General features: G+C 42.8%; 27 protein-coding genes. 4 read left to right on the top strand and 23 right to left on the bottom strand.

Annotated features, from left to right (window positions below; translation table 11 throughout):
- Window positions 1-1,365, bottom strand: a complete 1,365-nt coding sequence (hisS, locus tag M9189_RS02865) for a histidine--tRNA ligase (RefSeq protein ID WP_250724436.1) — start codon at window positions 1,363-1,365, stop codon at window positions 1-3.
- A 157-nt stretch (window positions 1,366-1,522) separates the two neighbouring features.
- Here hisS and M9189_RS02860 point away from each other — a divergent pair, with 157 nt between their 5' ends.
- Both M9189_RS02860 and M9189_RS02855 read left to right on the top strand, forming a co-directional pair.
- Window positions 1,523-1,696: an Rrf2 family transcriptional regulator gene (locus M9189_RS02860; RefSeq protein WP_250724435.1), complete on the top strand. Its 174-nt coding sequence runs from the start codon at window positions 1,523-1,525 to the stop codon at window positions 1,694-1,696.
- A gap of 31 nt (window positions 1,697-1,727) precedes the next feature.
- The gene (locus M9189_RS02855; protein ID WP_250724434.1) at window positions 1,728-2,354 is read left to right on the top strand and encodes a SagB/ThcOx family dehydrogenase; all 627 of its coding nucleotides are present in this window, start codon (window positions 1,728-1,730) and stop codon (window positions 2,352-2,354) included.
- A gap of 146 nt (window positions 2,355-2,500) precedes the next feature.
- Here M9189_RS02855 and M9189_RS02850 read toward each other — a convergent pair whose 3' ends face one another.
- Complete coding sequence (locus M9189_RS02850; RefSeq protein WP_250724433.1) at window positions 2,501-2,836, bottom strand: DUF4870 domain-containing protein; 336 nt, start codon at window positions 2,834-2,836, stop codon at window positions 2,501-2,503.
- 106 nt (window positions 2,837-2,942) lie between these two features.
- Between M9189_RS02850 and M9189_RS02845 the strand changes: the two genes are divergently transcribed.
- Entirely contained in the window at window positions 2,943-4,067 is a 1,125-nt protein-coding gene (locus M9189_RS02845; protein ID WP_250724432.1) for an adenylate/guanylate cyclase domain-containing protein, read from the top strand.
- Window positions 4,068-4,167: 100 nt separating this feature from the next.
- Here the strand turns inward: M9189_RS02845 and ettA are convergent, their stop codons facing one another.
- On the bottom strand, window positions 4,168-5,853 hold the full coding sequence (ettA, locus tag M9189_RS02840; RefSeq protein WP_250724431.1) for an energy-dependent translational throttle protein EttA: 1,686 nt from the start codon (window positions 5,851-5,853) through the stop codon (window positions 4,168-4,170).
- Between the two features lie 184 nt (window positions 5,854-6,037).
- Window positions 6,038-6,883, bottom strand: coding sequence for a hypothetical protein (locus M9189_RS02835; protein WP_250724430.1), 846 nt, complete (start codon window positions 6,881-6,883; stop codon window positions 6,038-6,040).
- Window positions 6,884-7,058: 175 nt separating this feature from the next.
- Here M9189_RS02835 and M9189_RS02830 point away from each other — a divergent pair, with 175 nt between their 5' ends.
- A complete protein-coding gene (locus tag M9189_RS02830) occupies window positions 7,059-8,780 on the top strand; it encodes a response regulator (RefSeq protein ID WP_250724429.1) in 1,722 nt (573 codons plus the stop codon).
- Window positions 8,781-8,792: 12 nt separating this feature from the next.
- Here the strand turns inward: M9189_RS02830 and M9189_RS02825 are convergent, their stop codons facing one another.
- From M9189_RS02825 to rpsN, 19 genes are all read right to left on the bottom strand, one after another.
- The gene (locus M9189_RS02825) at window positions 8,793-12,038 is read right to left on the bottom strand and encodes a ligand-binding sensor domain-containing protein (protein WP_250724428.1); all 3,246 of its coding nucleotides are present in this window, start codon (window positions 12,036-12,038) and stop codon (window positions 8,793-8,795) included.
- Window positions 12,039-12,303: 265 nt separating this feature from the next.
- Window positions 12,304-13,614: a citrate (Si)-synthase gene (locus M9189_RS02820; protein WP_250724427.1), complete on the bottom strand. Its 1,311-nt coding sequence runs from the start codon at window positions 13,612-13,614 to the stop codon at window positions 12,304-12,306.
- A 159-nt stretch (window positions 13,615-13,773) separates the two neighbouring features.
- A complete protein-coding gene (eno, locus tag M9189_RS02815; protein WP_250724426.1) occupies window positions 13,774-15,078 on the bottom strand; it encodes a phosphopyruvate hydratase in 1,305 nt (434 codons plus the stop codon).
- A gap of 118 nt (window positions 15,079-15,196) precedes the next feature.
- The gene (rplQ, locus tag M9189_RS02810; RefSeq protein WP_473163706.1) at window positions 15,197-15,703 is read right to left on the bottom strand and encodes a 50S ribosomal protein L17; all 507 of its coding nucleotides are present in this window, start codon (window positions 15,701-15,703) and stop codon (window positions 15,197-15,199) included.
- Between the two features lie 6 nt (window positions 15,704-15,709).
- Entirely contained in the window at window positions 15,710-16,702 is a 993-nt protein-coding gene (locus M9189_RS02805) for a DNA-directed RNA polymerase subunit alpha (protein WP_250724425.1), read from the bottom strand.
- A gap of 9 nt (window positions 16,703-16,711) precedes the next feature.
- Window positions 16,712-17,317 (bottom strand): 30S ribosomal protein S4, encoded by a 606-nt coding sequence (gene rpsD / locus M9189_RS02800; protein WP_250724424.1) that lies wholly within the window; start codon window positions 17,315-17,317, stop codon window positions 16,712-16,714.
- A 145-nt stretch (window positions 17,318-17,462) separates the two neighbouring features.
- Complete coding sequence (gene rpsK / locus M9189_RS02795; protein WP_250724423.1) at window positions 17,463-17,852, bottom strand: 30S ribosomal protein S11; 390 nt, start codon at window positions 17,850-17,852, stop codon at window positions 17,463-17,465.
- A 10-nt stretch (window positions 17,853-17,862) separates the two neighbouring features.
- Window positions 17,863-18,240: a 30S ribosomal protein S13 gene (rpsM, locus tag M9189_RS02790; RefSeq protein ID WP_250724422.1), complete on the bottom strand. Its 378-nt coding sequence runs from the start codon at window positions 18,238-18,240 to the stop codon at window positions 17,863-17,865.
- Between the two features lie 10 nt (window positions 18,241-18,250).
- Window positions 18,251-18,367 (bottom strand): type B 50S ribosomal protein L36, encoded by a 117-nt coding sequence (gene ykgO / locus M9189_RS02785; protein WP_250724421.1) that lies wholly within the window; start codon window positions 18,365-18,367, stop codon window positions 18,251-18,253.
- Between the two features lie 21 nt (window positions 18,368-18,388).
- Window positions 18,389-18,607 carry a translation initiation factor IF-1 gene (gene infA, locus M9189_RS02780; protein ID WP_026474784.1) on the bottom strand — a complete coding sequence of 73 codons (219 nt, stop codon included), beginning with the start codon at window positions 18,605-18,607 and terminating at the stop codon, window positions 18,389-18,391.
- Window positions 18,608-18,626: 19 nt separating this feature from the next.
- Window positions 18,627-19,406, bottom strand: a complete 780-nt coding sequence (gene map / locus M9189_RS02775) for a type I methionyl aminopeptidase (RefSeq protein WP_250724420.1) — start codon at window positions 19,404-19,406, stop codon at window positions 18,627-18,629.
- 20 nt (window positions 19,407-19,426) lie between these two features.
- On the bottom strand, window positions 19,427-20,764 hold the full coding sequence (secY, locus tag M9189_RS02770; protein WP_250724419.1) for a preprotein translocase subunit SecY: 1,338 nt from the start codon (window positions 20,762-20,764) through the stop codon (window positions 19,427-19,429).
- A gap of 60 nt (window positions 20,765-20,824) precedes the next feature.
- Window positions 20,825-21,271 (bottom strand): 50S ribosomal protein L15, encoded by a 447-nt coding sequence (gene rplO, locus M9189_RS02765; protein ID WP_250724418.1) that lies wholly within the window; start codon window positions 21,269-21,271, stop codon window positions 20,825-20,827.
- A 26-nt stretch (window positions 21,272-21,297) separates the two neighbouring features.
- Window positions 21,298-21,474, bottom strand: coding sequence for a 50S ribosomal protein L30 (gene rpmD, locus M9189_RS02760; RefSeq protein WP_250724417.1), 177 nt, complete (start codon window positions 21,472-21,474; stop codon window positions 21,298-21,300).
- Between the two features lie 11 nt (window positions 21,475-21,485).
- Window positions 21,486-22,004 (bottom strand): 30S ribosomal protein S5, encoded by a 519-nt coding sequence (gene rpsE / locus M9189_RS02755; RefSeq protein WP_250724416.1) that lies wholly within the window; start codon window positions 22,002-22,004, stop codon window positions 21,486-21,488.
- A gap of 6 nt (window positions 22,005-22,010) precedes the next feature.
- Complete coding sequence (gene rplR, locus M9189_RS02750) at window positions 22,011-22,367, bottom strand: 50S ribosomal protein L18 (RefSeq protein ID WP_250724415.1); 357 nt, start codon at window positions 22,365-22,367, stop codon at window positions 22,011-22,013.
- 20 nt (window positions 22,368-22,387) lie between these two features.
- Window positions 22,388-22,939: a 50S ribosomal protein L6 gene (gene rplF / locus M9189_RS02745; RefSeq protein WP_250724414.1), complete on the bottom strand. Its 552-nt coding sequence runs from the start codon at window positions 22,937-22,939 to the stop codon at window positions 22,388-22,390.
- Window positions 22,940-22,953: 14 nt separating this feature from the next.
- Window positions 22,954-23,349, bottom strand: coding sequence for a 30S ribosomal protein S8 (gene rpsH, locus M9189_RS02740; RefSeq protein ID WP_250724413.1), 396 nt, complete (start codon window positions 23,347-23,349; stop codon window positions 22,954-22,956).
- Window positions 23,350-23,413: 64 nt separating this feature from the next.
- Complete coding sequence (gene rpsN, locus M9189_RS02735; RefSeq protein WP_250724412.1) at window positions 23,414-23,683, bottom strand: 30S ribosomal protein S14; 270 nt, start codon at window positions 23,681-23,683, stop codon at window positions 23,414-23,416.
- Between the last annotated feature and the right edge of the window lie 5 nt (window positions 23,684-23,688).

The raw sequence follows: 23,688 nt of genomic DNA, 5'->3' as shown, positions 1-23,688 counted from the left end.
TCATACCTTCAGTTTGGCTACAACTTGCTCAACAGTCACTGTAGTCTGTTCCCCACTTTGCATATTCTTTAGACTAATCAGCCCCTTTTGCATCTCTTCCTCTCCCACTACTGCCACAAAGGGAATTCCCTTACGGTCAGCATAGGCCATCTGCTTTTTTAGCTTGGCATTGTCAGGATAGAGTTCGCAAAGTATGCCGTTGGAACGAAGGGTTGAAGCCAGCTTCAGACAATACAGTGCTTCCATTTCGCCAAAGTTGACAAACATCAATTGTGTTGACACAGTTGCTGTCTCAGGATATAGATTGAGCTGGTTCATTACATCGAAAATGCGGTCAGCTCCAAATGAGATTCCTACTCCTGAAACTCCCTTGAGTCCGAAGATACCTGTCAGGTCGTCATACCTTCCTCCACCTGTGATACTGCCTATAACAACATCCAAGGCCTTGACTTCAAAGATCGCTCCTGTGTAATAATTCAATCCCCTGGCTAGTGTAAGATCCAGTTCGACAGGAGTCTTCAGCTCCAGTCCTGCAACCATATCCATTACCGCAGTTATTTCCTCGATACCTTTGAGACCTGTCGGAGAGTCCTTCAATATCTGCTTGAGATCAGCCAACTTCTGGGAATTATCACCCTTCAATGCAAGGATTGGCTGAAGATTCTCAATTGCCTTTACACTCAGTCCCCTTTCCTCAAGCTCCTTATTTACATTCTCAAGTCCTATCTTATCAAGTTTGTCGATAGCCACTGTGATATCTACCATCCTGTCGGCCTCACCAATTGTCTCGGCAATACCTGCTAGTATCTTGCGGTTGTTAATCTTGACCAGCACACGGATATTAAGCCTACGATACACCTCATCAACAATCTGAATCAGCTCCACTTCATTGAGCAGACTGTCACTACCAACAACATCAACGTCGCACTGGTAAAACTCGCGGTAACGTCCCTTCTGAGGCCTGTCAGCACGCCATACAGGCTGTATCTGATAACGCTTGAACGGGAAGGCGATCTCGCTTTGGTGTTGTACCACAAAACGGGCAAAGGGAACTGTCAGGTCATAGCGCAGACCCTTCTCACAGATTTTGGATGACAGTACCTGGGAATCAGCTTTTTCAAGCAGTCCCTTGTCAAGCCCTGAGAGAAAGTCACCTGAATTGAGCACCCTGAACAGTAGCTTGTCACCCTCTTCACCATACTTGCCCAACAGGGTGTCGAGATTCTCCATAGAGGGAGTCTCAATGGGCATATAACCATAGTGCTGAAATACAGACCTTATGGTATCAAATATATAGTTGCGCCTCAACATCTCGTCGGGCGAAAAGTCTCTGGTTCCTTTCGGAATAGAAGGTTTCTGAGCCATTATGGAACAGTTTTGTGATTGAATGAGCTGCAAATGTACAAAGAAAGTCCAGAACCACATCGATACAGGTCATCACAGACGGCTCAAAACTATCAAATATCAGAATGAAAAAGCGAAATAATACATATATTTGGTATCATCCTAAAATGAAGATATTATGAGTAAAGAAGCTGTACTTCAGGCAATGAAAAAGGCCGGCAAAGCTCTAAAGGCCGGTGAGATCGCCGAACTAAGCGGTCTGGACAAGAAAGTGGTCGAAAAGGCCATGGATGAGCTCAAGAAAGAAGGGCTTATCGTTTCTCCAAAGCGTTGTTTCTGGGAACCTAAGTAGTGAAATAAACCTGAAAACAAGTCTGACAACGATGAAGAAGTTATTATTATCATGCATATGTGCCTGCTTTGTTAGTAGCATGTATGGACAAGGCACTGTCACCCTTGAAGCTCCAAGCAAGGAAAGAGGACTCTCTGTAACTGAAGCCCTTTGGGAAAGACACTCACCTAGGGAGTTTGATACAACCCCACTTTCATTTCGTGACCTTTCAGACTTACTATGGGCAGCCAACGGCATCAACAGACCTGAATCAGGCAAGCGTACTGCCCCTTCGGCTATGAACGCACAGGATATTGATATTTATGTGTTTATTGAAACGGGAGTATATCTTTACGATGCTGCCAAGCATGCTCTTATCGAGGTAGTCACCGAAGACAAACGCTCAGTCTTCTCGGCTAATGAGGCTGAAATATTGCCTGCTGTGATCTGTCTTCTTGTTTCAGATGTTTCCCGCTTCAGGATTAACAACGAGTTGAAGCCTGAATGGGCTGCCTTTGATGCAGGAATTGTTTCGCAAAACATCCTGCTCTTTGCTAGTGCAAATAACATGGTTGGAAGGCCCCGGGCCTTTATGAATAAGGATGCATTAAAAACACTGTTGAATCTGCCTGAACATAAGCTTATAATGCTTAATGTACCGGTATCTTACAAAAAGTAGGGGGGGGGGTGACAGGCACGCTCCATACACATGTAAGAGCCTGTAACACGCATCCTTAAATAAAAAAGCTGTACCGCAAGGTACAGCTTTTTTATTTTCAGGCCTTATCGACTCAATCCAGAACAACCTGATTCCTCTTAAAAATCTTACTTAATAAGGTCCAATTTGAAAGGATAACGGTATGGCCTTCCATTGCTGGTCTCGATTGCAGCAAGAACGATAAATACAATATTAGCAAGTCCGACAATTGCTATCAACACAAATCCTATCAAAACCAAGGATAGTATCCAACTCACCGATAAGGCAATTGTAACAGTAATCTGGAAATTCAGAGCTTCCTTACCTTCAGTGTCTACTGCCGGAAACTCATCCTTTTTTAGTAACCAAACTACCAGGGGACCAATGATATTTCCAATCCCGGGTATGATAAACATTGCTAATGCAGAAAGATGACAAAGGGTCATCCAGTTTTTCTCAGTCATAGAATTAACCTTTAATTGATTAATAAGAATTCTTGTTCTGTAAAACTATAACAAAACTGAATAATTTCAGTATAAACAATAAAATATCTCAAAAGCACAGGGTTTAATGCTGTCACCTATTAATTACGCTGAACCGACGACGGAAGGTGTTAAAATACTTATTGCTGATGATTTTGAGTACCTTATCGATTTCATAGAAGCACATCTCAGCCGGATGCTTCCTGAGGCCTCATTTATCAGGGCACGTAACGGATATGAGGTATGCACAATGGCAATACGACATGCTCCCGATCTGATCCTACTGGACTGGGAGATGCCTGATTTTTCGGGAATAGGCGCATTACAGACGCTTCAGGGTAATCCATCCACAAAGGAGATCCCTGTTATTATGGTATCAGGCTTCTCAACTCCATCACACGTCAATGAAGCTCTGTCTGCCGGTGCTGTAGATTATCTTAAGAAGCCTATTGAACCTACCGAACTGATTGCAAGGGTCAGGACTGCCCTGAAACTTTGCGAGAAGATCAAGCAGCTGCAAAAGCAAAAGGAACAGATTGAGCTGGTAAAATTAAAACGCGAAAATCTGCTTAAGGGATTGCTCCCACCCGAAGTCCTGCTAAGCTATGAGGAGACAGGTGAAATCATGCCCAGGCGCTTTCGTAATGTGTCTGTTGTAATGGCCGACCTTGTCGATTTTACAGTAAAATCACAAAAAATGTCACCCCGAAGGCTGCTTGATGAACTTCAGACAATCTTTACGGCCTTTGACGAGATTACTGAAAAATACAAGTGCACACGAATCAAAACTATCGGTGATGCCTATATGGCGGTGAGCGGTATGTGGAACCAAACAGAAAACCATGCACTCAATGCTGCTAAGTTGGCTGATCGCATGCGACAATATATCATCGAACACAATCACAAGAACAAGATCGACTGGAAAATAAGGATAGGTATCAATTCGGGAGATATCATAGCAGGTATCCCAAGCCGGGCAAATCTGACTTATGATATTTTTGGAGACACTGTTAACACTGCAGCTCGAATGCAGACCTATTCGGATCCTATGCAGATAAATATCTCAGAGTCAACCTACCAGCTGCTCAAAGATTACTATATCATAATCAAGCGTATCTCTCGCAAGGTTAAAGGGAAGGGTGCACTTAATATGTACTACCTACACCGCCCCCATCTATCCCGTATTCCACGTAGCAACGAAATTCCGGTTTAAATTTCAGAGCCCAATACTAAAAAAAGCATAAACGCCTCGTGGCGTTTATGCTTTTTTAAAATCGTCAGCAGGCATTGATCCCTGTTGACCTTATATTTTACTATTCCACCAGTTTGCGATACCTGATTCTCTGCGGATCTGCATTTCCAAGCCTCTTCCTCTTGTTCTCCTCATATTCTGAGTATGAACCTTCAAAGAAGTAAACTGATGAGTTGCCCTCAAAGGCAAGGATATGAGTTGCAATACGGTCGAGGAACCAACGGTCGTGCGAAATTACAACGGCACATCCGGCAAAGTCCTCAAGCCCTTCTTCCAAAGCACGCAAGGTGTTGACATCGATGTCGTTGGTAGGTTCGTCGAGCAAGAGCACATTGGCTTCTTCCTTAAGGGTCATAGCAAGGTGCAGACGATTGCGCTCACCACCCGACAGCATACCGCATTTCTTTTCCTGATCGGCACCTGTAAAGTTGAACCTTGCAAGGAAGGCTCTTGCATTGATATCACGACCTCCCATACGTATCAGGTCCAAACCACCCGACACTACCTCAAACACAGTCTTGTTGGGATCAATAGCAGAGTGGCTCTGGTCAACATAACCAACCTTGACAGTCTCACCAACTTCAAAGGTTCCCTTGTCAACAGTCTGCTGACCCATAATCATTCTAAAGAGGGTTGTTTTACCGGCTCCGTTGGGACCAATAACACCTACTATACCATTTGGTGGCAATACGAAATTAAGGTCTTCAAAGAGTATCCTATCTCCAAAAGCTTTGGACACACCCTTGGCCTCAATTACCTTTTCACCTAGACGGGGGCCGTTTGGAATAAAGATTTCAAGCTTTTCTTCCTTCTGCTTAACGTCTTCTTTGAGCAGGTTTTCATAAGCTGCCAGACGAGCTTTTGACTTGGCATGACGAGCCTTGGGCGACATCCTTACCCATTCAAGCTCTCGTTCTAGTGTCAGTCGGCGCTTTGAAGCTGCCTTTTCTTCCATTTCAAGACGCTTTGATTTCTGCTCAAGCCAAGATGAGTAATTACCCTTCCATGGAATGCCTTCCCCCCTGTCAAGTTCAAGGATCCAGCCTGCTACATTATCAAGGAAGTAACGGTCGTGAGTAATGGCTATAACTGTTCCCTTGTACTGCTGCAGGTGAGCTTCCAGCCAGTGTACTGACTCGGCATCAAGGTGGTTGGTTGGCTCATCAAGCAAAAGGATATCAGGCTCCTGAAGCAGCAAACGACACAAAGCAACACGACGTCTTTCACCTCCTGATAGTTCTTTTACAAGTTGATCTTCCGGAGGACAACGCAATGCATCCATTGCTCTTTCCAACCTACTATCAAGATTCCATGCATCATATTGGTCAATCTTCTCCTGCAATACGGCCTGCTCATCCATCAGTGCCTGCATCTTATCGGGATCCTCAAGTACATCGGGGTCACCAAACTTCTCGTTGATAGCTTCGTAAGCCTTGAGTACATCGACGACTTCCTGAACACCCTCTTCAACTATCTGACGAACAGTCCTGGTTTCATCCAGATGAGGCTCCTGCTCCAGATAACCTATGCTGTATCCGGGTGAGAAATGTACTTCACCCTGATAATTCTTTTCAATGCCGGCAATAATCTTCAGCAGGGTAGATTTTCCCGAGCCATTCAAACCAATCACACCTATCTTGGCCCCGTAAAAAAAGGATAGATAAATATTGTTGAGAACCTTTTTCTGTGGAGGATAGACCTTGCTAACACCTACCATGCTGAAAATAATTTTCTTATCGTCTGCCATATATGGTTTTAATTAATTGTTTTTCATATAGAATCGACCGCAAAATTACGAATAGTATCTCGAATCTTAAAACCCTTAGTCGTACGGCTATGAAATAAAAAAAGCATCCCCGCAGGGATGCTCTTTTCCGATTGCACTGTCTCAATCCAAGCCTGTTTCTAAAAAATCAATTTCATTATCTATATTATTTCAGCTTTTTAAAATCTTTGGCCTGAAAGGCATCATCACTTGCGTGATCCATCATCTCATAATTCCAGTAGTATAGCTTTGAATCCGCAGCTCCCACCAATATCTTGTAAACCCGGGCATTGACACGGGTTCCCTCCGGTCCCACCTTGTGCAGAAATACAACATCTGGATCCTGCCGTTCTATTGCTTCGGCAATTTCTTCCCTTTCCACAATTCTAAACTTATAGGGATAAACGGCCTTGATAGCAGCCTCTGTACGTAGCTCCTTTGCAAGATCCTCCTTTACCAGTAGCAGCGTCTTGTTGGCCAGTGCACCCTTGGCCTGCGCATTATAAAGTTTAAGGGCATTCTCTCCAATCAGCTTTTCATTTTGCAGCACATTGCGCACATGGTTCTGAATGAAAAGAATAAAAGCCTCAAGTTTATAGTTATAGCTTTCTTCATCAACCTTCAGATAAGACAATGGAAGAGAGCAAAGGTCAGGCATTGTTTTTACATTAGCCTTGGGCTCACCCATCACCAGACTTAAAAAGTTGTAACGAGCCTTGGTCTTATCCTTGGCAAAGGAAACAACAGTGGTCATCAGGAAGGATAGGTCGGGATCATCCTTAAGTTCTTCGAATTGCTTGAAGCTAATCACCTCATATGGAGTAATATCCCATGACCTTGCCATTATATCCTTTATCACGATATTGTATTCGCTCATTATTGCATCTTCCAAAACCACCATGGTTTTGGATTTCACAAAGCGCTTATAATCATTAATTGTGGGTATGTGCTCCTGAGCCTTACAAACTAACGAAACGATTGCAAATAGGCCTATAATCATCAATTTTCTCATCTGACTCCTGCTGTTTGATTATAAAACATAGTCCTTTATACATACTTTATTACATATTTGTTGCATAGGATACTCAAAAAGAGTACATATCATTTGAGCTAATTGAATTTTTGATTACTTTGCTTGTAAGAACAATACAGTACATAAGCTTATGCTCAATCCTATATTAAACCGGATGATGGATCTTTTCATCTCCGAACAGAATGATCAGGCAGACATGGACACTAAGTCCAAATCCCTACTGTTGAACCTGTCAAGCATGACTTTTACTCTTGTTGTGCTTGTTGAGGGCATCTGGTCTCTTATTGACGAGAGAGCAGAACTAGCCATTCCTTTTCTGACATTAGGTTTCATACTGACAATCAACCACCTCTCAATCAAATCACTTAAATCAACGTTACGCCTTAATATTTTCCTCGCCATCCTGTTTGTTACTTGTTGTTTCTTTGTTTTGCTTGGTGGAAATACCGGGGTAGGCATTATTTGGGTAATGATCTTCCCCTTCTTTGCTATAGCTCTTACTGGAAGGCAAAACGGTCTGCGATGGGCTATGGCACTGGCTCTTGCGCTAGCATTGGACTTTTTGCTTCTAAAAGACCTTAGTATTTTCTTCGTGAACTATGGTACTAACCAGAGCACCTACTATTTTATTATGTACCTGGTCTTTACTCTTGCAGCATTTGCATTCCAGTTTATCCGCTCCGAGGTACTACTTGAAAAGGAAAGGATAATCCTGGACACTCAAAACAGGAATAAGGCTCAGGAAGACTTGCTGTCGAAACTGTCACACCAGATCAGGACACCGCTTAGCAATATTACAGGAATACTCGACATCCTTGAATCTACAAAGCTCAATGATGAGCAGAAAGATGCTGTCAATACTATTCATGCTTCAGCCAACAACCTGGTAAGTGTTGTCAACAACCTCGTTATGGCATCATCGCTCACAATGAAGGAGAGTAACGATATAAGCAATTTCAACCTATACAATACCCTCAATAATGTGCTAAGGCTCTTCCCCTACGAAAATTATAGGGTAAGACTTAGCTTGTCGCTTGCAGCCGACATCCCCAGTCAACTGACAGGCAACAGCATCAAGATCAAGCAGATTCTCCTCAACCTTATCAACAGTATAGTCACCAGACCTACTGGAAGTGAGCCCCGCAGCATAACCATAGAGGTTAAAAAAGCTCAGGCCATGCCCGATATGGTTGAACTTATATTCAGGATTATAAGTGACTTCGTGTACAAACCAGATTCTGACAGTCACGCAAATGAGTCATTCTACAACTACCAGGATTTGCATAGACTGAATGCCGGTAAGGTCATTAATTTCCTTGACCTTGCCATTACTCAAAAGATGATAGAAAGCGACGGGCACACTCTCAACATCATTACAAATCCCAAGTATACCATCTTTGAGTTCAATGCAACTTTTGCTTCAGCCGCAGGTAGATTTACTGTATCTTCCGACTCTTATGACAAAAGAGCTGAAAACAGATTCAAGAACAGAGTTGAACTGTCTGATGCATCCATACTGCTAGTAGAGGACAACTTCAGCAACCAGCAGATTATTTGCCTGTATCTTAAAAATGAAGTCAAAAGCATTGACATAGCTTTTAATGGTAAAGAAGCTATTGATAAGTTTGGCACAGCCAAGTACGACCTTATTCTAATGGACGTACAAATGCCAATAATGGACGGATTTAAGGCTACTCAAAAGATTAGGGAACTTGAACGCACAACCAATACCAGAGTTCCTATTATTGCGGTTACTGCAAATGCATTCCCAGAAGATAAAGAACGCTGTCTGGCAGTGGGTATGGATGATTACATAAGCAAGCCATTCCAACCCGAGGATCTGCTAAAAAAGATTAAGCAATTTCTTAATAACTAACATATCTTCTGATCAAACTCTGAAGCCGAGTACCAGGATATCGTCTATCTGCTCGCTTTCTCCTCTCCATTCTTCCATCTTTTGATGGAGTATGGATTTCTGATCGTCAGCATTTAGCTTATGAATATTAAGCAACAGGTGCCTGAATCTAAGGTGCTTGAATTTCTTGTTATCGGGGCCACCAAACTGGTCAACATATCCGTCACTAAACATATAGACCATATCACCCTCGGTGGCACTGATTATATGAGTAGTATAATCAGGAACACGGCCATCCACAATCCTTCCTATTGCTATCCTGTCACCTTTATAGGACTCCAGCTTGTCCTCCCTGATAATATATATACCATTTACGGCACCGGCAAAACGAATCTCTTTTTTATCTCTATCTATCACGCAAATAGATATATCCATACCATCATTAACCGAATCAGGCTCCAATAAGTTGCTATCATTCTTACGTAATGTCTGATCCAGTTCTATGCTTAGCTTACGAAGAATCTGGGAAGGATCATCAACTTTCTGTCCGGATACTATATTTCTTAGCAGGTCAATCCCGATTATTGACATAAAGGCACCGGGGACGCCGTGACCGGTGCAGTCAACAACCGCTATAAAGATCTTTCCGTCACGTTGATGCATCCAATAGAAGTCACCACTTACAAGATCCTTTGGACGAAAATACACAAAAGCATCAGATATTACTGTTCTGATAACCTTCTCCGTAGGTATCATAGCAGCCTGAATACGGGTCGCATAATTGATGCTATCTGTCAGGTTCTGGTTGATTCTTGATAGTATCTCCCTCTGCTCTTCTATCTTGTGCTTATCGATATTCTTTTCTTCAAGCGAACGGTTGGCCCTCTTGTAATGCCTTATGCGGTAGTTGATAACCATCTGGATTACAAAAATAAGCAGCAACAAATAAAACGCATAAGCATACTTTGTCATCCACAATGGTGGAGTAATATAGATTGGAAGCTCCAGCGGCTGATTATTCCATGTAAAGTCATTGTTGGATGCCATAATACGCAACTTGTATCTGCCCGGCATCAGGTTTGACAAGGTCAGATTGTTACTTGTAGTTACAGACCTCCATTCGGTGTCATAGTTTTCGACCATCACCTTGTAGCTGTTTTTAGTCGGCTGAGTGAACTCCAATGCCGCAAAGGTCAAGTTAATCAGCAGCTGCGGCTTGTATTTTATTCTAAGTTCAGCCAGCTCTCCAAGGACTACACCCTTGCAGTCGCCTTTATTACATATCGAAATATCGGTAATGGCAATGCGTGGCCTATGAATATTGAAGCTGAGGGAATCAGGGTATACCCAGCATAGGCCATCTACTCCACCAAAGTAAATTGCTCCGTCGCTGGTGCTTAAAGCACTGCTTAGGTTGAAAAGTTGTGGTGGCACACCATCATAAATGTCGTAGTCCCGTATTGTACCTTCAGGTGAAATCATGGTTATTCCCTTACTGGAACTTACCCATATCCTCCGTTTGCCGTCGGGGATGACCGACGGCACCTTTTCATTGCGAATTGCCGGACTGGCCTCAACAACAATTGAATCTTCCCTTACTCGCGTTATCGAATAAAGTCCCGACCTGGTACCTGCCCATAGCCTTCCTGAGTTATCCAGAGCCAGTGATTGTATTTGTAAGTCTGTATTCCCACTGACTTTAAAATCAGAAAGTGGAATAATTTTCCCACTCTTGTTTTCAAAGTAAGCCAGTCCATCATCTGTTCCAATCCATATTCCTCGTGCACCATCCAGACTCATTGCAGTGATATGATCAGCCGGGAGGGTCTTGCTGCCTTCCTCGCTGAAGTAGCTGAACATCTTATGATTGTTGTAGCGATAAAGTCCGAAATGGGTGCCAAACCACATATTTCCAATGCTATCACCAAGCACAACGGTAACCGGGTTGTTTTTAAGCAAGGTGGTATAACGGTTGTCATTGACATAGTTGAATTCCGTAGCCCTGTTGTAAACTGGATCGATAGTGTAGATACCGGTATTTGAACCAACCCAGATCAAGCCCTTCTCATCTTCATACATAGAGCCTACAGCGTCATCATAACTTCTGTATCTCTCTGAGTTAAGCACATAGTGGCGTACCAGGTTTCTTGACTTATCAAGCACATAGATCCCACTGTTAAGGGTTCCAAGCCACAGTCTGCCCTTGGTATCTTCATAAATAGATCGGATATTGAATGATCGCATATCAAGATTACCGGCATTATCTTTACCCAGATAGGAGAATTTCGATGGGGAAAGGTTGATTTTATAAAGACCATTGAAGCGTGTACCAACCCACAACAGATCGGAAGCATCATTGTAAAGTACGCTAATCTCACCCTGAATAAGTGGCTGGCCGTTGCCTGACTGCATATAGAGTTCATGACGCTGACCACCGCCTTTGTACATCTCGAGCCCCCTGGTGGTTCCCAGCCAGATATTACCATGGATATCGTAACTAATGGCATTGACAGATACTTTTGCTCCATAACTGCCGGAAGCCGGAACCGGCATCATATGCTTGCCTGGCTCTAACAGAAAAAGCCCGCTTTCAGCGCCAATCAGATAATGACTTCTTGATATTTGCTGTATATGATGCACCTCGTCTTGAAATACAACGGACTGGTTATCATACTTATGAAGTCGCTCAAACATTCCCGTCCTGATGCTGAAGCGGTTAAGGCCGTCTTTGGTTCCTATCAGGAAGGTGGTATCGCTTTCCTCTGCTATCTGATTCCCTATATTACCTGAACGCTTAAACACATTGGAAAAGTGACCGTATGACTTGAAGCTGTCATCTGGTTCGTTGTATTTCACTAGAAAGCTCTCCATTTTGATCCACATCTCACCTGTGGGAGAAAGATAGAAATCAGTTACTGTGTTTTCAGGAAGTGAACGGGGATTGCCGGAAATATGTCTGTAATGCTTGAACTTGCCTGTCTGAGAAATCAAAACTGAGATCCCCCTTCGCTTTGTCCCAATCCAGATATTACCGTTGCGATCCTCCTGAATTGCCGTGATACAGTTGCCTGCCAATGAATACTCAGGATCCCCACCGCTCTTAAGTACCTCAAAAGTATAACCGTCATATCTGTTGAGTCCGTCCTCCGTACCTATCCATAAAAAGCCCCTGCTGTCCTGAAAAATATCATTAATTGAATTGTTTGACAGGCCTTCTGATATTGTGAAATGAGAAACAGTCGGATCACCCGCATTCAGATTAAGACAGAACACAAGCATTACCGACAGTATAAGCGATAATTTCCTGTAAAGAGTGTACACAGAATTAATTTGCAAAAACAATAACATTACCGGGTTTATACGGAGTATTCACAAAAGCGTTCCACCAAAGGCGTGAATTCTTCCTTTTTTAAACATTGAAGTATAAAGATAGCTTAATGCCTCAAAAGCAAAAATCCCTGCACATAAAAATGTACAGGGACAAGTTCCCGGTTTATATCAGGCTACAACTAAATCGAGACTTTGCTGTTTGTATGAGACATCGTTATTGCTTGAATCCCACCTTTTTCATGTACCATTCAAGTGACTTGGATGACGGCCTTTCAAGTGGCTGACCGTAAATTCTGTCCCATATTAATGATGACAATACACCAAGAGACCTGGATACACCAAACAATACGGTGTAAATTGGGTGTTCGGTAATACCATAACTGGTAAGCAAGCTACCAGAGATAGCATCTACGTTTGGCCATGGATTCTTTACCTTGCCGGTACTTCTAAGTACATCGGGCACTACTTCGTAGATATTTCTTACCAGTTTGATAAGGGGAGCTTCGGGAATGTACTTATTAGCAAAGTTTAGCTGTTCGGTAAATCTCGGGTCAGTCTTGCGCAGCACAGCATGTCCGTAGCCTGGGATCACCCTGCCCTGTTTCAGCGTATTCTCTGCATATTCCCTAATCTGTTCCTTTGTAGGATTGTCCCCAATCTCTGCAATCAGTTGTTCCAACCATACCATTACTTCCTGGTTTGCCATCCCATGAAGCGGACCCGCCAGTCCGTTCATACCGGCTGCAAAGCTATAATACGGATTTGATAAAGCAGTACCCACCAGGTGGGTAGTATGTGCTGATACATTACCGCCTTCGTGGTCAGCATGCAGCACCATATAAAGTCGCATCAGACGTTTGATTTCCTCGCTGTCATAACCCATCATATGAGCAAGGTTACCTGCCCAGTCAAGTGATGGATCCATGTCTATATATTTCTCGTTGTGGAAAACCCTCCTGTAAATATAAGCTGCAATTACTGGCAAGCGGCTAATCAGGTCATTCACCCCTTCATACATCGGATCCCAATAATCCTTCTTGTCCATACCTTCCATATATGCCTTACGGAAATGAGACTGGGTACTCATGGCAAGGATGGCGGTATTAAACTGAATCATAGGGTGAGCACTCTTGGGCAGGGCATTTATAACATCAAAAGCGTGACCCGGTATGTCGGCTGCGCGACGTGCCCAGTCTCTTGAAATAAAATCTACTGTTGCCCTATCAGGAATCTCGCCTAATAGCATAAGGTAGAACAAGCCCTCGGGGAGAGGCTCGCCGTCATCTTTTAATTTAGGAAGATGTTGCCTTAGTTCAGGAATGGAATAATCTCTGAAGCGTATGCCTTCCTCAGGATCCAGGGAAGAGGTATCGGTTAGCAGGGCTACTATTCCTTTCATCCCTGATATCACCTGCTCCAGGGTTACTTCCTGGATAACGTCATTCCCGTGCTCAGCAACAAGCCTTTTTAATTGTTCGGCACGCTTTGAGCCTACTTCTTTTAACTTTTGTTTTACCGGATCCATAGGTATTGATTTGATTATCTAAGGTTAATTATTTTAGCTATCTATACCTTAAGAACAGCAAAACCAAACTTTTGTTCTATTAACTGATTAATAGAATCAAAAAAACGAAAAAAGCCACCCCGCTCAGGGTGGCTTTTATAGCTATATCGCAAAAAAGTTTTACTTCTTTACTACCTTCTTGTATCCGTAGATTGCTGAATCACCAAGTTCTTCTTCGATACGGAGAAGCTGGTTGTACTTAGCCATACGGTCTGAACGGCTTAGTGAACCGGTCTTGATCTGACCGCTATTTGTAGCTACAGCGATATCGGCGATAGTAGCATCTTCAGTTTCACCTGAACGGTGTGAAGTTACTGATGTATAGCCGGCACGGTGAGCCATCTCGATGGCATCAAGAGTTTCAGTCAAAGTACCGATTTGGTTAACCTTGATAAGGATTGAGTTTCCTGCACCAAGTTCGATACCCTTTTGCAGGTATTCAACGTTGGTTACAAACAGGTCATCACCAACAAGCTGACACTTGTCGCCGATAACTTTGGTCAGTTCAACCCAACCGTCCCAGTCATTCTCGCTGCAACCGTCTTCGATGCTGTCGATGGGGAATTTAGACACAAGTTCAGCAAGATAAGCAACCTGCTCACTTGAAGTCCTTTTCTTACCCTTTTCACCTTCAAACTTGGTATAATCGTAGATTCCGTCTTTGTAGAACTCAGAAGAAGCACAGTCAAGGCCAATTGAAACCTGACCGCCATCCTCAAGACGTCCTGGTTTGTAACCAGCAGCTTCGATAGCCTTGATGATGCTGTTAAGAGCATCTTCAGTTCCATCAAGAGCAGGCGCAAAACCACCTTCGTCACCTACTGCAGTGCTAAGGCCACGATCGTGAAGTACTTTCTTAAGTGAGTGGAAAACTTCAGCACCCATACGAAGAGCTTCTTTGAAACTCTTTGCACCTACAGGGCGAATCATAAATTCCTGAAATGCGATAGGAGCATCAGAGTGAGAACCACCATTGATAATGTTCATCATGGGAACTGGTAGAACCTTTGTGTTGGTACCACCAATGTAGCGATACAGGGGCATACCTGAATATTCAGCTGCAGCTTTTGCAACAGCAAGAGACACACCAAGGATTGCATTTGCACCCAGGTTGCTCTTAGTCTTAGTGCCGTCAAGAGCAAGCATCTTGCGGTCAATACCTACCTGATCAAGTACGTTGTGACCTATAAGAGCCTTTGCAATAACAGTATTTACATTTTCTACTGCCTTGAGCACACCTTTTCCGAGATACCTTTTCTTGTCACCATCGCGAAGTTCCAAAGCTTCGTTTTCACCAGTTGAAGCACCGGAGGGAACAGCAGCGCGACCAACGATGCCGCATTCAAGTGTAACCTCAACCTCAACGGTTGGATTGCCGCGAGAATCCAAGATCTCACGTCCGTGGATATTAGCAATTAATCCCATAGTAATAGTTATTTATAAGAAGTTATTAATTCACTCAACAAAAAGAGGATAAAGCCAAGAAGTCTTTATCCCCTTTCAAGATCATTTTCCGGAAACAGACCTTAAGCTCTGCACCTTATTATTCTTCAGAATTTTCAGCACCTGTTGCGCTTTCTGCAGCTGGTGTTGCAGCACCTTCAACCTTAGCTGTGGTAGTCTTCTTGCCTCCGCGACGGCTACGACGTGCAGTTTTCTTTTCAGCTGCCTTGCCTGTACCAAGCATGTTTTCGTTGTAGTCTACAAGCTCAATATAGCATATTTGAGCTGCATCACCCAGACGATAACCCAGCTTGAGGATTCTTGTATATCCTCCGGGGCGGTTTGCAACCTTTTGAGAAACTTCACGGAATAGTTCTGTAACAGCCTCCTTGTTTTGAAGGTAGCTGAATACAATACGACGTGAATGTGTTGTATCTTCCTTAGAGCGGTTGATCAACGGTTCCACATATTTCCTAAGTTCCTTGGCTTTTGCTACCGTGGTCTTAATTCTTTTATGCAAGATCAAGGACGATGCCATGTTTGACAGCATTGCCTTTCTGTGAGAACTGGTCCTGCCCAGATGGTTGTTTTTATTCCTATGTCTCATCGTTACTTATTCCTTGTCTAATTTATACTTAGAAATGTCCATACCGAAAGTAAGGCTCATTCCTGTCAACAAATCGTCTAATTCAGTAAGTGATTTCTTACCAAAATTCCTGAATTTCAACAGATCATTGCGGTTGTATTGTACCAACTCACCCAATGTCTCAACATCTGCTGCTTTAAGACAGTTGAGAGCTCTTACCGACAGGTCGAGGTCAACCAGCTTAGTCTTAAGCAACTGACGCATATGCAGTACTTCTTCATCAAACTCCTCATTACCGTATTTTTCATCGGTATCGAGAGTAATCTTTTCGTCTGAGAAGAGCATAAAGTGGTGTATCAGGATCTTGGCAGCCTCTTTGAGAGCATCTTTTGGGAATATAGAACCATCTGTTGTAATTTCCAACATCAGTTTCTCATAGTCTGTCTTCTGCTCAACCCTGAAGTTTTCCACCCAGTACTTTACGTTCTTGATGGGGGTAAATATTGAGTCTATGGCAATTGTGCCAAACTCCTGATCGGGTGAACGGTTCTCCTCTGCCGCAACCCATCCACGGCCTTTAGCTATGGTAAGGGTTATATTAAGATTTACTTCCGGATTCATCCTTACAATGACCAATTCAGGATTCAGCACCTTAAAATTGGACATAAAAGAATCAAAATCGCCTGCAGTCAGGACCTCTTTTCCGGATACAGTAACTGTAAACTTCTCGCTGTCTCCTTCTTCTACCACTTTCTTAAGACGAATCTGCTTAAGATTTAGTATTATCTCAGTTACATCATCTACAACTCCTGGAATGTTGGAAAATTCGTGATCTACTCCTTCAATCTTAACAGTTGTGATAGCATAACCCTCCAATGACGAGAGTAAGATTCTTCTTAAGGCATTTCCAATTGTTATACCATATCCTGGTTCTAGAGGACGGAATTCAAATCTACCGAACTTATCATCAGCCTCAAGCATGATGACCTTATCAGGTTTTTGGAACGCTAATATTGCCATAAGAATAAATTATTTAGAGTACAATTCTACAATCAACTGTTCCTTTATATTCTCGGGTATTTCAGACCTTTCAGGAGTATTCAGGAACTTACCGGTCATGCTGTTTTTGTCAAATTCCAACCAGGAATATTTGTGAACGCTTGAATTTGCGAGAGCACTGTTGATAGCTTCAAGTGATTTAGATTTCTCACGAACAGCAACAACCTGTCCCGGTTTAAGGGTATATGAAGGTATATTTACTACAGCTCCATCTACAGTAATATGACGGTGGCTTACTAATTGCCTTGCAGCTGCTCTTGAAGCTGCCAAACCCATACGGTATACAACGTTATCAAGACGAGACTCAAGCAACATAAGCAGAATCTCACCAGTAACACCCGGATGGGCATTAGCCTTCTTGAAAAGGTTGCTAAACTGCCTTTCAAGAACACCGTAAGTATATTTGGCTTTTTGCTTTTCTTTCAGCTGTTGGCCATACTCACTTGTTTTTCTTCTCCTGTTATTGCCATGTTGGCCTGGAGGATAGTTCTTCTTTTCAAAACTCCTATCGGGACCATAAATAGGCTCCCCGAATTTACGTGCTATTTTAGTCTTTGGACCTGTATATCTAGCCATTCTACTAAATTTTTGATTTTAAATTTTTGATTTTAAAAATTGAATATGACAGCCGCAAGATTATTGAAGGAAGGTTTGAGGTAATAACCTATCCAGTATTCAAAATTCAAATCAAAAATTTATGGTTAATAACTAGTTGTAAAAATTATACCCTACGTCTTTTGGGAGGACGGCAACCATTGTGTGGTAGTGGAGTAACATCAACGATTTCTGAAACTTCAATACCAGATCCATGAATAGCACGAATGGCTGATTCACGTCCATTGCCAGGTCCCTTAACAAATACTTTTACCTTACGTAAGCCCAAATCGTATGCCACCTTGGCACAGTCAGTGGCAGCTACTTGTGCAGCATAGGGAGTGTTCTTCTTAGAACCCCTGAAACCCATTTTACCTGCACTCGACCAGGAAATAACCTGTCCGTTAGCATTAGTCAGGCATACGATAATGTTATTAAACGATGAATGAACGTGAGCCTGTCCTGCAGCCTCTACCTTCACAACTCTTTTCTTTTGTGTTCCTGCCTTCTTAGCCATGTTCTAATGATTATTTAGTAGCTTTCTTCTTGTTAGCAACTGTTTTCTTCTTACCCTTACGAGTACGTGCGTTGTTCTTTGTAGACTGACCACGAACCGGTAAGCCCAGACGGTGACGGATACCACGGTAGCAACCGATGTCCATCAGACGTTTGATGTTAAGTTGAATCTCAGAACGAAGCTCACCTTCGGTTTTAATGGTAGAACCAATTAACTCACGAACGGCAGTGATTTGATCATCGTTCCAGTCTTTTACCTTCATGTTTACATCAATACCAGCTTGATTAAGAAGCATAGTAGCCCTGCTACGGCCTATTCCGTAAATATAGGTCAGGGCAATCTCACCTCTTTTATTGGCTGGGATGTCTACTCCTGCAATTCTTGCCATATTCTATAATTTATCCTTGACGTTGTTTAAACTTTGGATTCTTCTTGTTTATAACATATATGCGACCTTTGCGCTTTACAATTTTACAGTCAGCGCTACGCTTCTTGACTGATGCTCTTACCTTCATAATATTATAGTATTGAGTATTTTACTTATACCTGTAACTTATCCTTCCCTTGGTAAGATCATAAGGTGACATTTCTACCTTTACCTTATCACCAGGGAGTATCTTAATATAGTGCATCCGCATCTTTCCAGATATATGCGCTGTAATTACGTGGCCATTTTCCAGCTCAACGCGAAACATCGCATTGGAAAGTGCTTCTATAATAGTACCATCTTGTTCTATTGAGGCTTGTTTAGCCATATAACTTACTCGTTTAAAATTAAGACTGCAAAGTTAATACTTCTTCAACAAATTTAAAACTGGAAAGAATATCACAAGTGTTTTTCCCAACGGCCACTGTATGTTCAAAATGCGCTGAAACCTTGTGATCAGCGGTTCTGATGGTCCATTGGTCATCCTCCATATAAATTTGTCTTTTGCCAAGATTTATCATCGGCTCTATTGCAATCACCATCCCTTTTCTCAGTTTGATGCCATTGCCACGTCTGCCGTAATTGGGAACTTCAGGCTCTTCATGAAGATTGCGACCCACACCATGGCCTACCATCTCCCTTACAACCGAATACCCTCTTGACTCACAGTATTCTTGAACAGCATAGCCTATATCGCCAATTCTGTTGCCCTCAACAGCTTTTTCGATGCCCTTAAAAAGTGACTCCTTAGTTGCCTGAAGCAATGCCTTAATCTCAGGTAGAACCTCACCAACCTCAAAGGTATAGGCGCTGTCTCCATAAAAACCATTAAGCTTAACCCCACAGTCAACAGAGATTATATCTCCTTCCTTTAACGGTTTGTTATTGGGTATCCCATGTACTACCTGATCATTGACCGAGGTGCATAGTGAATTGGGGAATCCGTTGTAATTCAAAAACGCCGGTTCTCCACCATTATCCCGTATAAAGGTTTCTGCGATCTTATCAAGCTCAAGAGTTGTCACTCCAGGCCTGATAACCCTGGCTACTTCTGCCAGTGTTCTTGCTACAAGCAGATTGCTCTGCCGTATCAATTCGATCTCTTCGTCACTTTTTAAGTATATCATCTTCTCTCAATAGCAACAAACTAGTAAGTAGCAGATCCTCCTCCGCTACGTCCCTTAATCCTACCTGATTTCAACAACCCGTCATAGTGACGCATCAGAAGGTGACTTTCTATTTGCTGCAAGGTATCCAATACTACACCAACAAGGATAAGCAGTGAGGTACCTCCATAAAACTGGGCAAAGTTGGGATCAACACCTGCCATTTGTGCAAAGGCAGGAAGTATAGCAACCAAAGCCAGGAAAATAGAACCCGGTAGGGTAATTTTTGACATTACCGAATCAAGGAATTCAACAGTCTTCTTACCTGGTTTAATTCCAGGAATAAAACCACCGTTACGTTTCATATCATCAGCCATCTGAGTGGGATTGATAGTAATGGCAGTATAGAAATAGGTGAATAAAATGATTAGCAATGCAAATACAAAGTTGTACCAGAAACCTGTGTAGTTAGAGAATACCGCAGCAAACCCTGTAGCTGACTCACTTTGAACATATCCGGCAAATACCATGGGTATGAACATAATAGCCTGAGCAAAGATTATAGGCATAACACCAGCAGCATTAACCTTTAATGGAATATACTGACGAACACCGCCATACTGCTTATTTCCAACAATTCTCTTGGCATACTGTACGGGAACCCTGCGTGTACCTTGTACCAACAGAATAGCACCTTCAAATATGAAGAACAGAACTACAATTTCGATCAGCAGCATTAAGAAGCCACCGCCTTCTTCCAGTCTTGAAACCAGTTCGGCCAACAATGCAAACGGCAACCTTGATATAATACCTACCATGATGATAAGCGAAATTCCGTTGCCAATACCCTTATCGGTTATTCTTTCACCAAGCCACATTACAAACATACTACCTGCGGTCAGTATAATTGTTGAGCTCACAGGGAATAGCCATCCTGAAGTAATAAATGCTGATGCAGGCAGTTGCATATGCAGGTTTGCAATGTAACCGGGTGCCTGGAAAAGCAAAATTAACACCGTCAGATACCTTGTTATCTGGTTGATCTTCCTACGACCACTCTCACCTTCACGCATCATGCGTTGAAAGTAGGGAACTGCTATACCAAGCAGCTGGATAAAGATGGATGCAGAAATGTAGGGCATGATACCAAGTGCCATAATTGAAGCATTGGCAAAGGCACCTCCCGAAAACATATTAAGCAAACCCATTACCCCTGAACTGGTCTGATCAACAAGATTAGACAGCTGTGTCGGATCAATACCGGGCAAAACAACTTTTGAGCCCAGACGATAGATCACAACCAGTCCCAGAGTGGTTAGTATTCGACTCCTGAGATCATCGATTTTCCAGATATTTCGGATGGTTTCGATAAGTTTCATGTCTTTTCAATAGATTATAAGCTCTTGGCCCTGCCGGCTACTGCCGACAGGGCTTCAAGATCATAGTTTCACAACAGTTCCCTGTGCTGCTTCAATTGCAGCTACAGCTGATTTTGAGAATGCATGCGCTTTAACTTCTAACTTAGCGCTAAGAGTGCCTTTTCCAAGGATCTTGATAAGGGCGTTCTTGCTTACTAAACCAGCTTCAATAAGGTTTTGCGGATCAATAACAGTCCAACCGAACTTATCAACCAGGCCTTGCAGAACACCAAGGTTAATAGCCTTATATTCAACACGGTTGATATTTTTGAATCCGAATTTGGGAACTCGTCTTTGAAGTGGCATCTGACCACCTTCAAATCCGATCTTTATTTTATAACCTGAGCGGGATTTGGCTCCCTTATGACCACGTGTAGAAGTACCACCGTGTCCGGAACCTTGTCCACGACCTATTCTCTTAGTATAGTGAGTAGATCCTGCGGCAGGTTTTAACTCATTAAGTTTCATAACTTTACAATTAACGTCGTTAGATTCTACTTTTCAACTTTCACAAGGTGTCTTACAGTTTCCACCATTCCCAGGATACTTGGGGTATCCTCATGTTCAACGGTGGCATTCATCTTTCTCAAGCCAAGGGCTTCAAGAGTTCTCTTCTGAGTTTTGTTGCACCTTATCTTGCTGCGAACCTGAGTTATCTTGATCTTTGCCATAATTTCACAAATTAACCGTTAAACACTTTATCCAGGGCAACACCTCTGTGCTGAGCAACAGTAGCTGCATCGCGCAATTCGCATAGAGCTTCCATAGTAGCTTTAACGAGGTTGTGCGGGTTGGAAGATCCCTTTGACTTTGCAAGTACGTCTTTTATACCTGCGCTCTCAAGCACGGCACGCATCGCACCACCGGCTACAAGACCGGTACCACTTGATGCAGGCTTGAGGAATACTTTAGCACCACCAAACTTTGCATACTGCTCGTGAGGTATAGTTCCGTTGATTACTGGTACCTTAACAAGATTCTTCTTGGCGGCCTCCATTCCTTTAGCTATGGCGGTTGTAACCTCATTGGCTTTACCCAGTCCCCATCCTACAATGCCATTCTCATTACCTACAACGACAATGGCGGAAAAGCTGAAGGTTCTACCCCCTTTAGTTACTTTGGTAACGCGATTGATGGCTACTAACCTGTCCTTCAGTTCAAGGTCGTTAGTTGTACGAACTCTCTTTGTATTTACTGCCATAATGTATTAAAATTTAAGGCCTGCCTCGCGAGCAGCGTCCGCTAATTGTTTTACTCTACCATGATACAGATAACCGTTACGGTCAAATATAACCGCCTCGATGCCGGCTGTCCTGGCTTTTTCAGCAATTGCCTTGCCAACAAGAGCAGCTTGTTCTGTCTTGGTCACTTTCTGTGAAGCTATCTCTTTTTCGAGAGATGAAGCTGATACTAAGGTTTTTCCTTCCTTATCATTGATCAGTTGAACCGAGATCTGCTTGTTGCTTCTGTATACCGTCATCCTTGGCCTCTCAGCTGTTCCGAGAATCTTGCTTCGGATGCGTACCTTTATTTTGTTCCGTCTTTCTAATTTCGATAAAGTCATAACACTAACATTTAATCAAATTAAACTTTTGCGCTCTTACCTGCCTTGCGTCTGATCTCTTCACCAACGAAGCGAATACCCTTACCATTGTATGGTTCAGGCCTACGCAATGAACGGATCTTGGCACAAACTTGACCTAATAACTGTTTGTCAGTGGATTCAAGTGTTATTATCGGATTACTTTTCCGGTCGGTGACAGCTTCAACTTTGATCTCTTTTGGCAACTCCATAACAATTGGGTGAGAATAACCCAATGAGAGTTCCAGCAACTGACCGTTGGAAGTTGCACGATAACCAACTCCAACAAGCTCCATTTTCTTAACATAGCCTTGAGAAACTCCAACAATCATGTTGTTGATAAGAGATCTGTATAGACCATGAAGAGAACGGTGTCCTTTCTCATCACTTGGACGTGTCAATGTGATAACACCGTCAGTGATATCTATTTGTATATCGGGATTAATGTTCTGAGCTAACTCTCCTTTAGGGCCCTTAACGGTAACCACATTATCCTTGATTGTTACGCTTACTCCCGCAGGTATATGTATGGGTAATTTTCCTATCCTAGACATAACTTATCTCCTTATTAATAAACGTAACACAATACTTCACCACCAACTTTTTGCATTCTAGCCTCTTTGTCGGTCATAACGCCGTGAGAGGTGGATAAGATGGCTATTCCAAGGCCGTTGAGGACACGGGGAACAGTTCTGTAGCCTGTATACTTCCTTAAACCAGGGGTTGAAACGCGCTTCATGCTCTTAATAGCAGGAGCCTTAGAAATCGGATCGTACTTGAGGGCAATCTTGATAATGCCCTGTTTTCCGTCTTCGATAAACTTGTAGTTGAGGATATAACCCTTCTCGAAAAGAATTTTGGTCATCTCTCTCTTAAGGTTGGAGCCTGGTATCTCCACAACCTTATGGCGCGCCATGATGGCATTCCTGATTCTGGTCAGGAAATCCGAAATTGGATCTGTCATATTTCTAATAAGTTTAAATTGATCCCGACACCCGGGACAATATTTAACACTTACCAGTTGGTTACTACCAACTGGCCTTTTTAACTCCCGGAATCAAACCGGCAGCAGCCATTTCCCTGAAAGTGATACGGCTGATACCAAACTGACGCATATAACCCTTAGGCCTTCCGGTAAGACTGCAACGGTTATGCAGACGTATAGCCGAAGAGTTTCTTGGAAGCTTTTGCAATCCTACATAATCTCCTTCTGCTTTCAGTCTGGCGCGCTTTTCAGCGTATTTTGCAACTAACTTTGCCCTCTTCACTTCACGGGCCTTCATTGATTCTTTTGCCATACTAA

This window comes from Xiashengella succiniciproducens (assembly GCF_023674465.1).
In the GTDB taxonomy this organism is placed as follows: domain Bacteria; phylum Bacteroidota; class Bacteroidia; order Bacteroidales; family Marinilabiliaceae; genus Geofilum; species Geofilum succiniciproducens.
Note: the sequence above shows the minus strand (reverse complement) of the source record. Positions and strands in the feature narration are given on the sequence as shown.

What these genes read in the sequence shown, in the direction of transcription:
- rpsE (WP_250724416.1), bottom strand. Translation starts at nt 22,004, where the DNA reads ATGGCAGTAAATACAAAGAGAGTTCGTACAACTAACGACCTTGAACTG.
- M9189_RS02850 (WP_250724433.1), bottom strand. Translation starts at nt 2,836, where the DNA reads ATGACTGAGAAAAACTGGATGACCCTTTGTCATCTTTCTGCATTAGCA.
- M9189_RS02855 (WP_250724434.1), top strand. Translation starts at nt 1,728, where the DNA reads ATGAAGAAGTTATTATTATCATGCATATGTGCCTGCTTTGTTAGTAGC.
- M9189_RS02805 (WP_250724425.1), bottom strand. Translation starts at nt 16,702, where the DNA reads ATGGCAATATTAGCGTTCCAAAAACCTGATAAGGTCATCATGCTTGAG.
- rpsD (WP_250724424.1), bottom strand. Translation starts at nt 17,317, where the DNA reads ATGGCTAGATATACAGGTCCAAAGACTAAAATAGCACGTAAATTCGGG.
- ykgO (WP_250724421.1), bottom strand. Translation starts at nt 18,367, where the DNA reads ATGAAGGTAAGAGCATCAGTCAAGAAGCGTAGCGCTGACTGTAAAATT.
- hisS (WP_250724436.1), bottom strand. Translation starts at nt 1,365, where the DNA reads ATGGCTCAGAAACCTTCTATTCCGAAAGGAACCAGAGACTTTTCGCCC.
- eno (WP_250724426.1), bottom strand. Translation starts at nt 15,078, where the DNA reads ATGGGATTAATTGCTAATATCCACGGACGTGAGATCTTGGATTCTCGC.
- M9189_RS02860 (WP_250724435.1), top strand. Translation starts at nt 1,523, where the DNA reads ATGAGTAAAGAAGCTGTACTTCAGGCAATGAAAAAGGCCGGCAAAGCT.
- rplQ (WP_473163706.1), bottom strand. Translation starts at nt 15,703, where the DNA reads ATGAGACATAGGAATAAAAACAACCATCTGGGCAGGACCAGTTCTCAC.
- rplO (WP_250724418.1), bottom strand. Translation starts at nt 21,271, where the DNA reads ATGAAACTTAATGAGTTAAAACCTGCCGCAGGATCTACTCACTATACT.
- rpsM (WP_250724422.1), bottom strand. Translation starts at nt 18,240, where the DNA reads ATGGCAAGAATTGCAGGAGTAGACATCCCAGCCAATAAAAGAGGTGAG.
- secY (WP_250724419.1), bottom strand. Translation starts at nt 20,764, where the DNA reads ATGAAACTTATCGAAACCATCCGAAATATCTGGAAAATCGATGATCTC.
- rplR (WP_250724415.1), bottom strand. Translation starts at nt 22,367, where the DNA reads ATGACTTTATCGAAATTAGAAAGACGGAACAAAATAAAGGTACGCATC.
- M9189_RS02835 (WP_250724430.1), bottom strand. Translation starts at nt 6,883, where the DNA reads ATGAGAAAATTGATGATTATAGGCCTATTTGCAATCGTTTCGTTAGTT.
- M9189_RS02825 (WP_250724428.1), bottom strand. Translation starts at nt 12,038, where the DNA reads ATGCTTGTGTTCTGTCTTAATCTGAATGCGGGTGATCCGACTGTTTCT.
- map (WP_250724420.1), bottom strand. Translation starts at nt 19,406, where the DNA reads ATGATATACTTAAAAAGTGACGAAGAGATCGAATTGATACGGCAGAGC.
- M9189_RS02820 (WP_250724427.1), bottom strand. Translation starts at nt 13,614, where the DNA reads ATGGATCCGGTAAAACAAAAGTTAAAAGAAGTAGGCTCAAAGCGTGCC.
- rplF (WP_250724414.1), bottom strand. Translation starts at nt 22,939, where the DNA reads ATGTCTAGGATAGGAAAATTACCCATACATATACCTGCGGGAGTAAGC.
- rpsN (WP_250724412.1), bottom strand. Translation starts at nt 23,683, where the DNA reads ATGGCAAAAGAATCAATGAAGGCCCGTGAAGTGAAGAGGGCAAAGTTA.
- ettA (WP_250724431.1), bottom strand. Translation starts at nt 5,853, where the DNA reads ATGGCAGACGATAAGAAAATTATTTTCAGCATGGTAGGTGTTAGCAAG.
- rpmD (WP_250724417.1), bottom strand. Translation starts at nt 21,474, where the DNA reads ATGGCAAAGATCAAGATAACTCAGGTTCGCAGCAAGATAAGGTGCAAC.
- M9189_RS02830 (WP_250724429.1), top strand. Translation starts at nt 7,059, where the DNA reads ATGATGGATCTTTTCATCTCCGAACAGAATGATCAGGCAGACATGGAC.
- rpsK (WP_250724423.1), bottom strand. Translation starts at nt 17,852, where the DNA reads ATGGCTAAGAAGGCAGGAACACAAAAGAAAAGAGTTGTGAAGGTAGAG.
- infA (WP_026474784.1), bottom strand. Translation starts at nt 18,607, where the DNA reads ATGGCTAAACAAGCCTCAATAGAACAAGATGGTACTATTATAGAAGCA.
- rpsH (WP_250724413.1), bottom strand. Translation starts at nt 23,349, where the DNA reads ATGACAGATCCAATTTCGGATTTCCTGACCAGAATCAGGAATGCCATC.
- M9189_RS02845 (WP_250724432.1), top strand. Translation starts at nt 2,943, where the DNA reads ATGCTGTCACCTATTAATTACGCTGAACCGACGACGGAAGGTGTTAAA.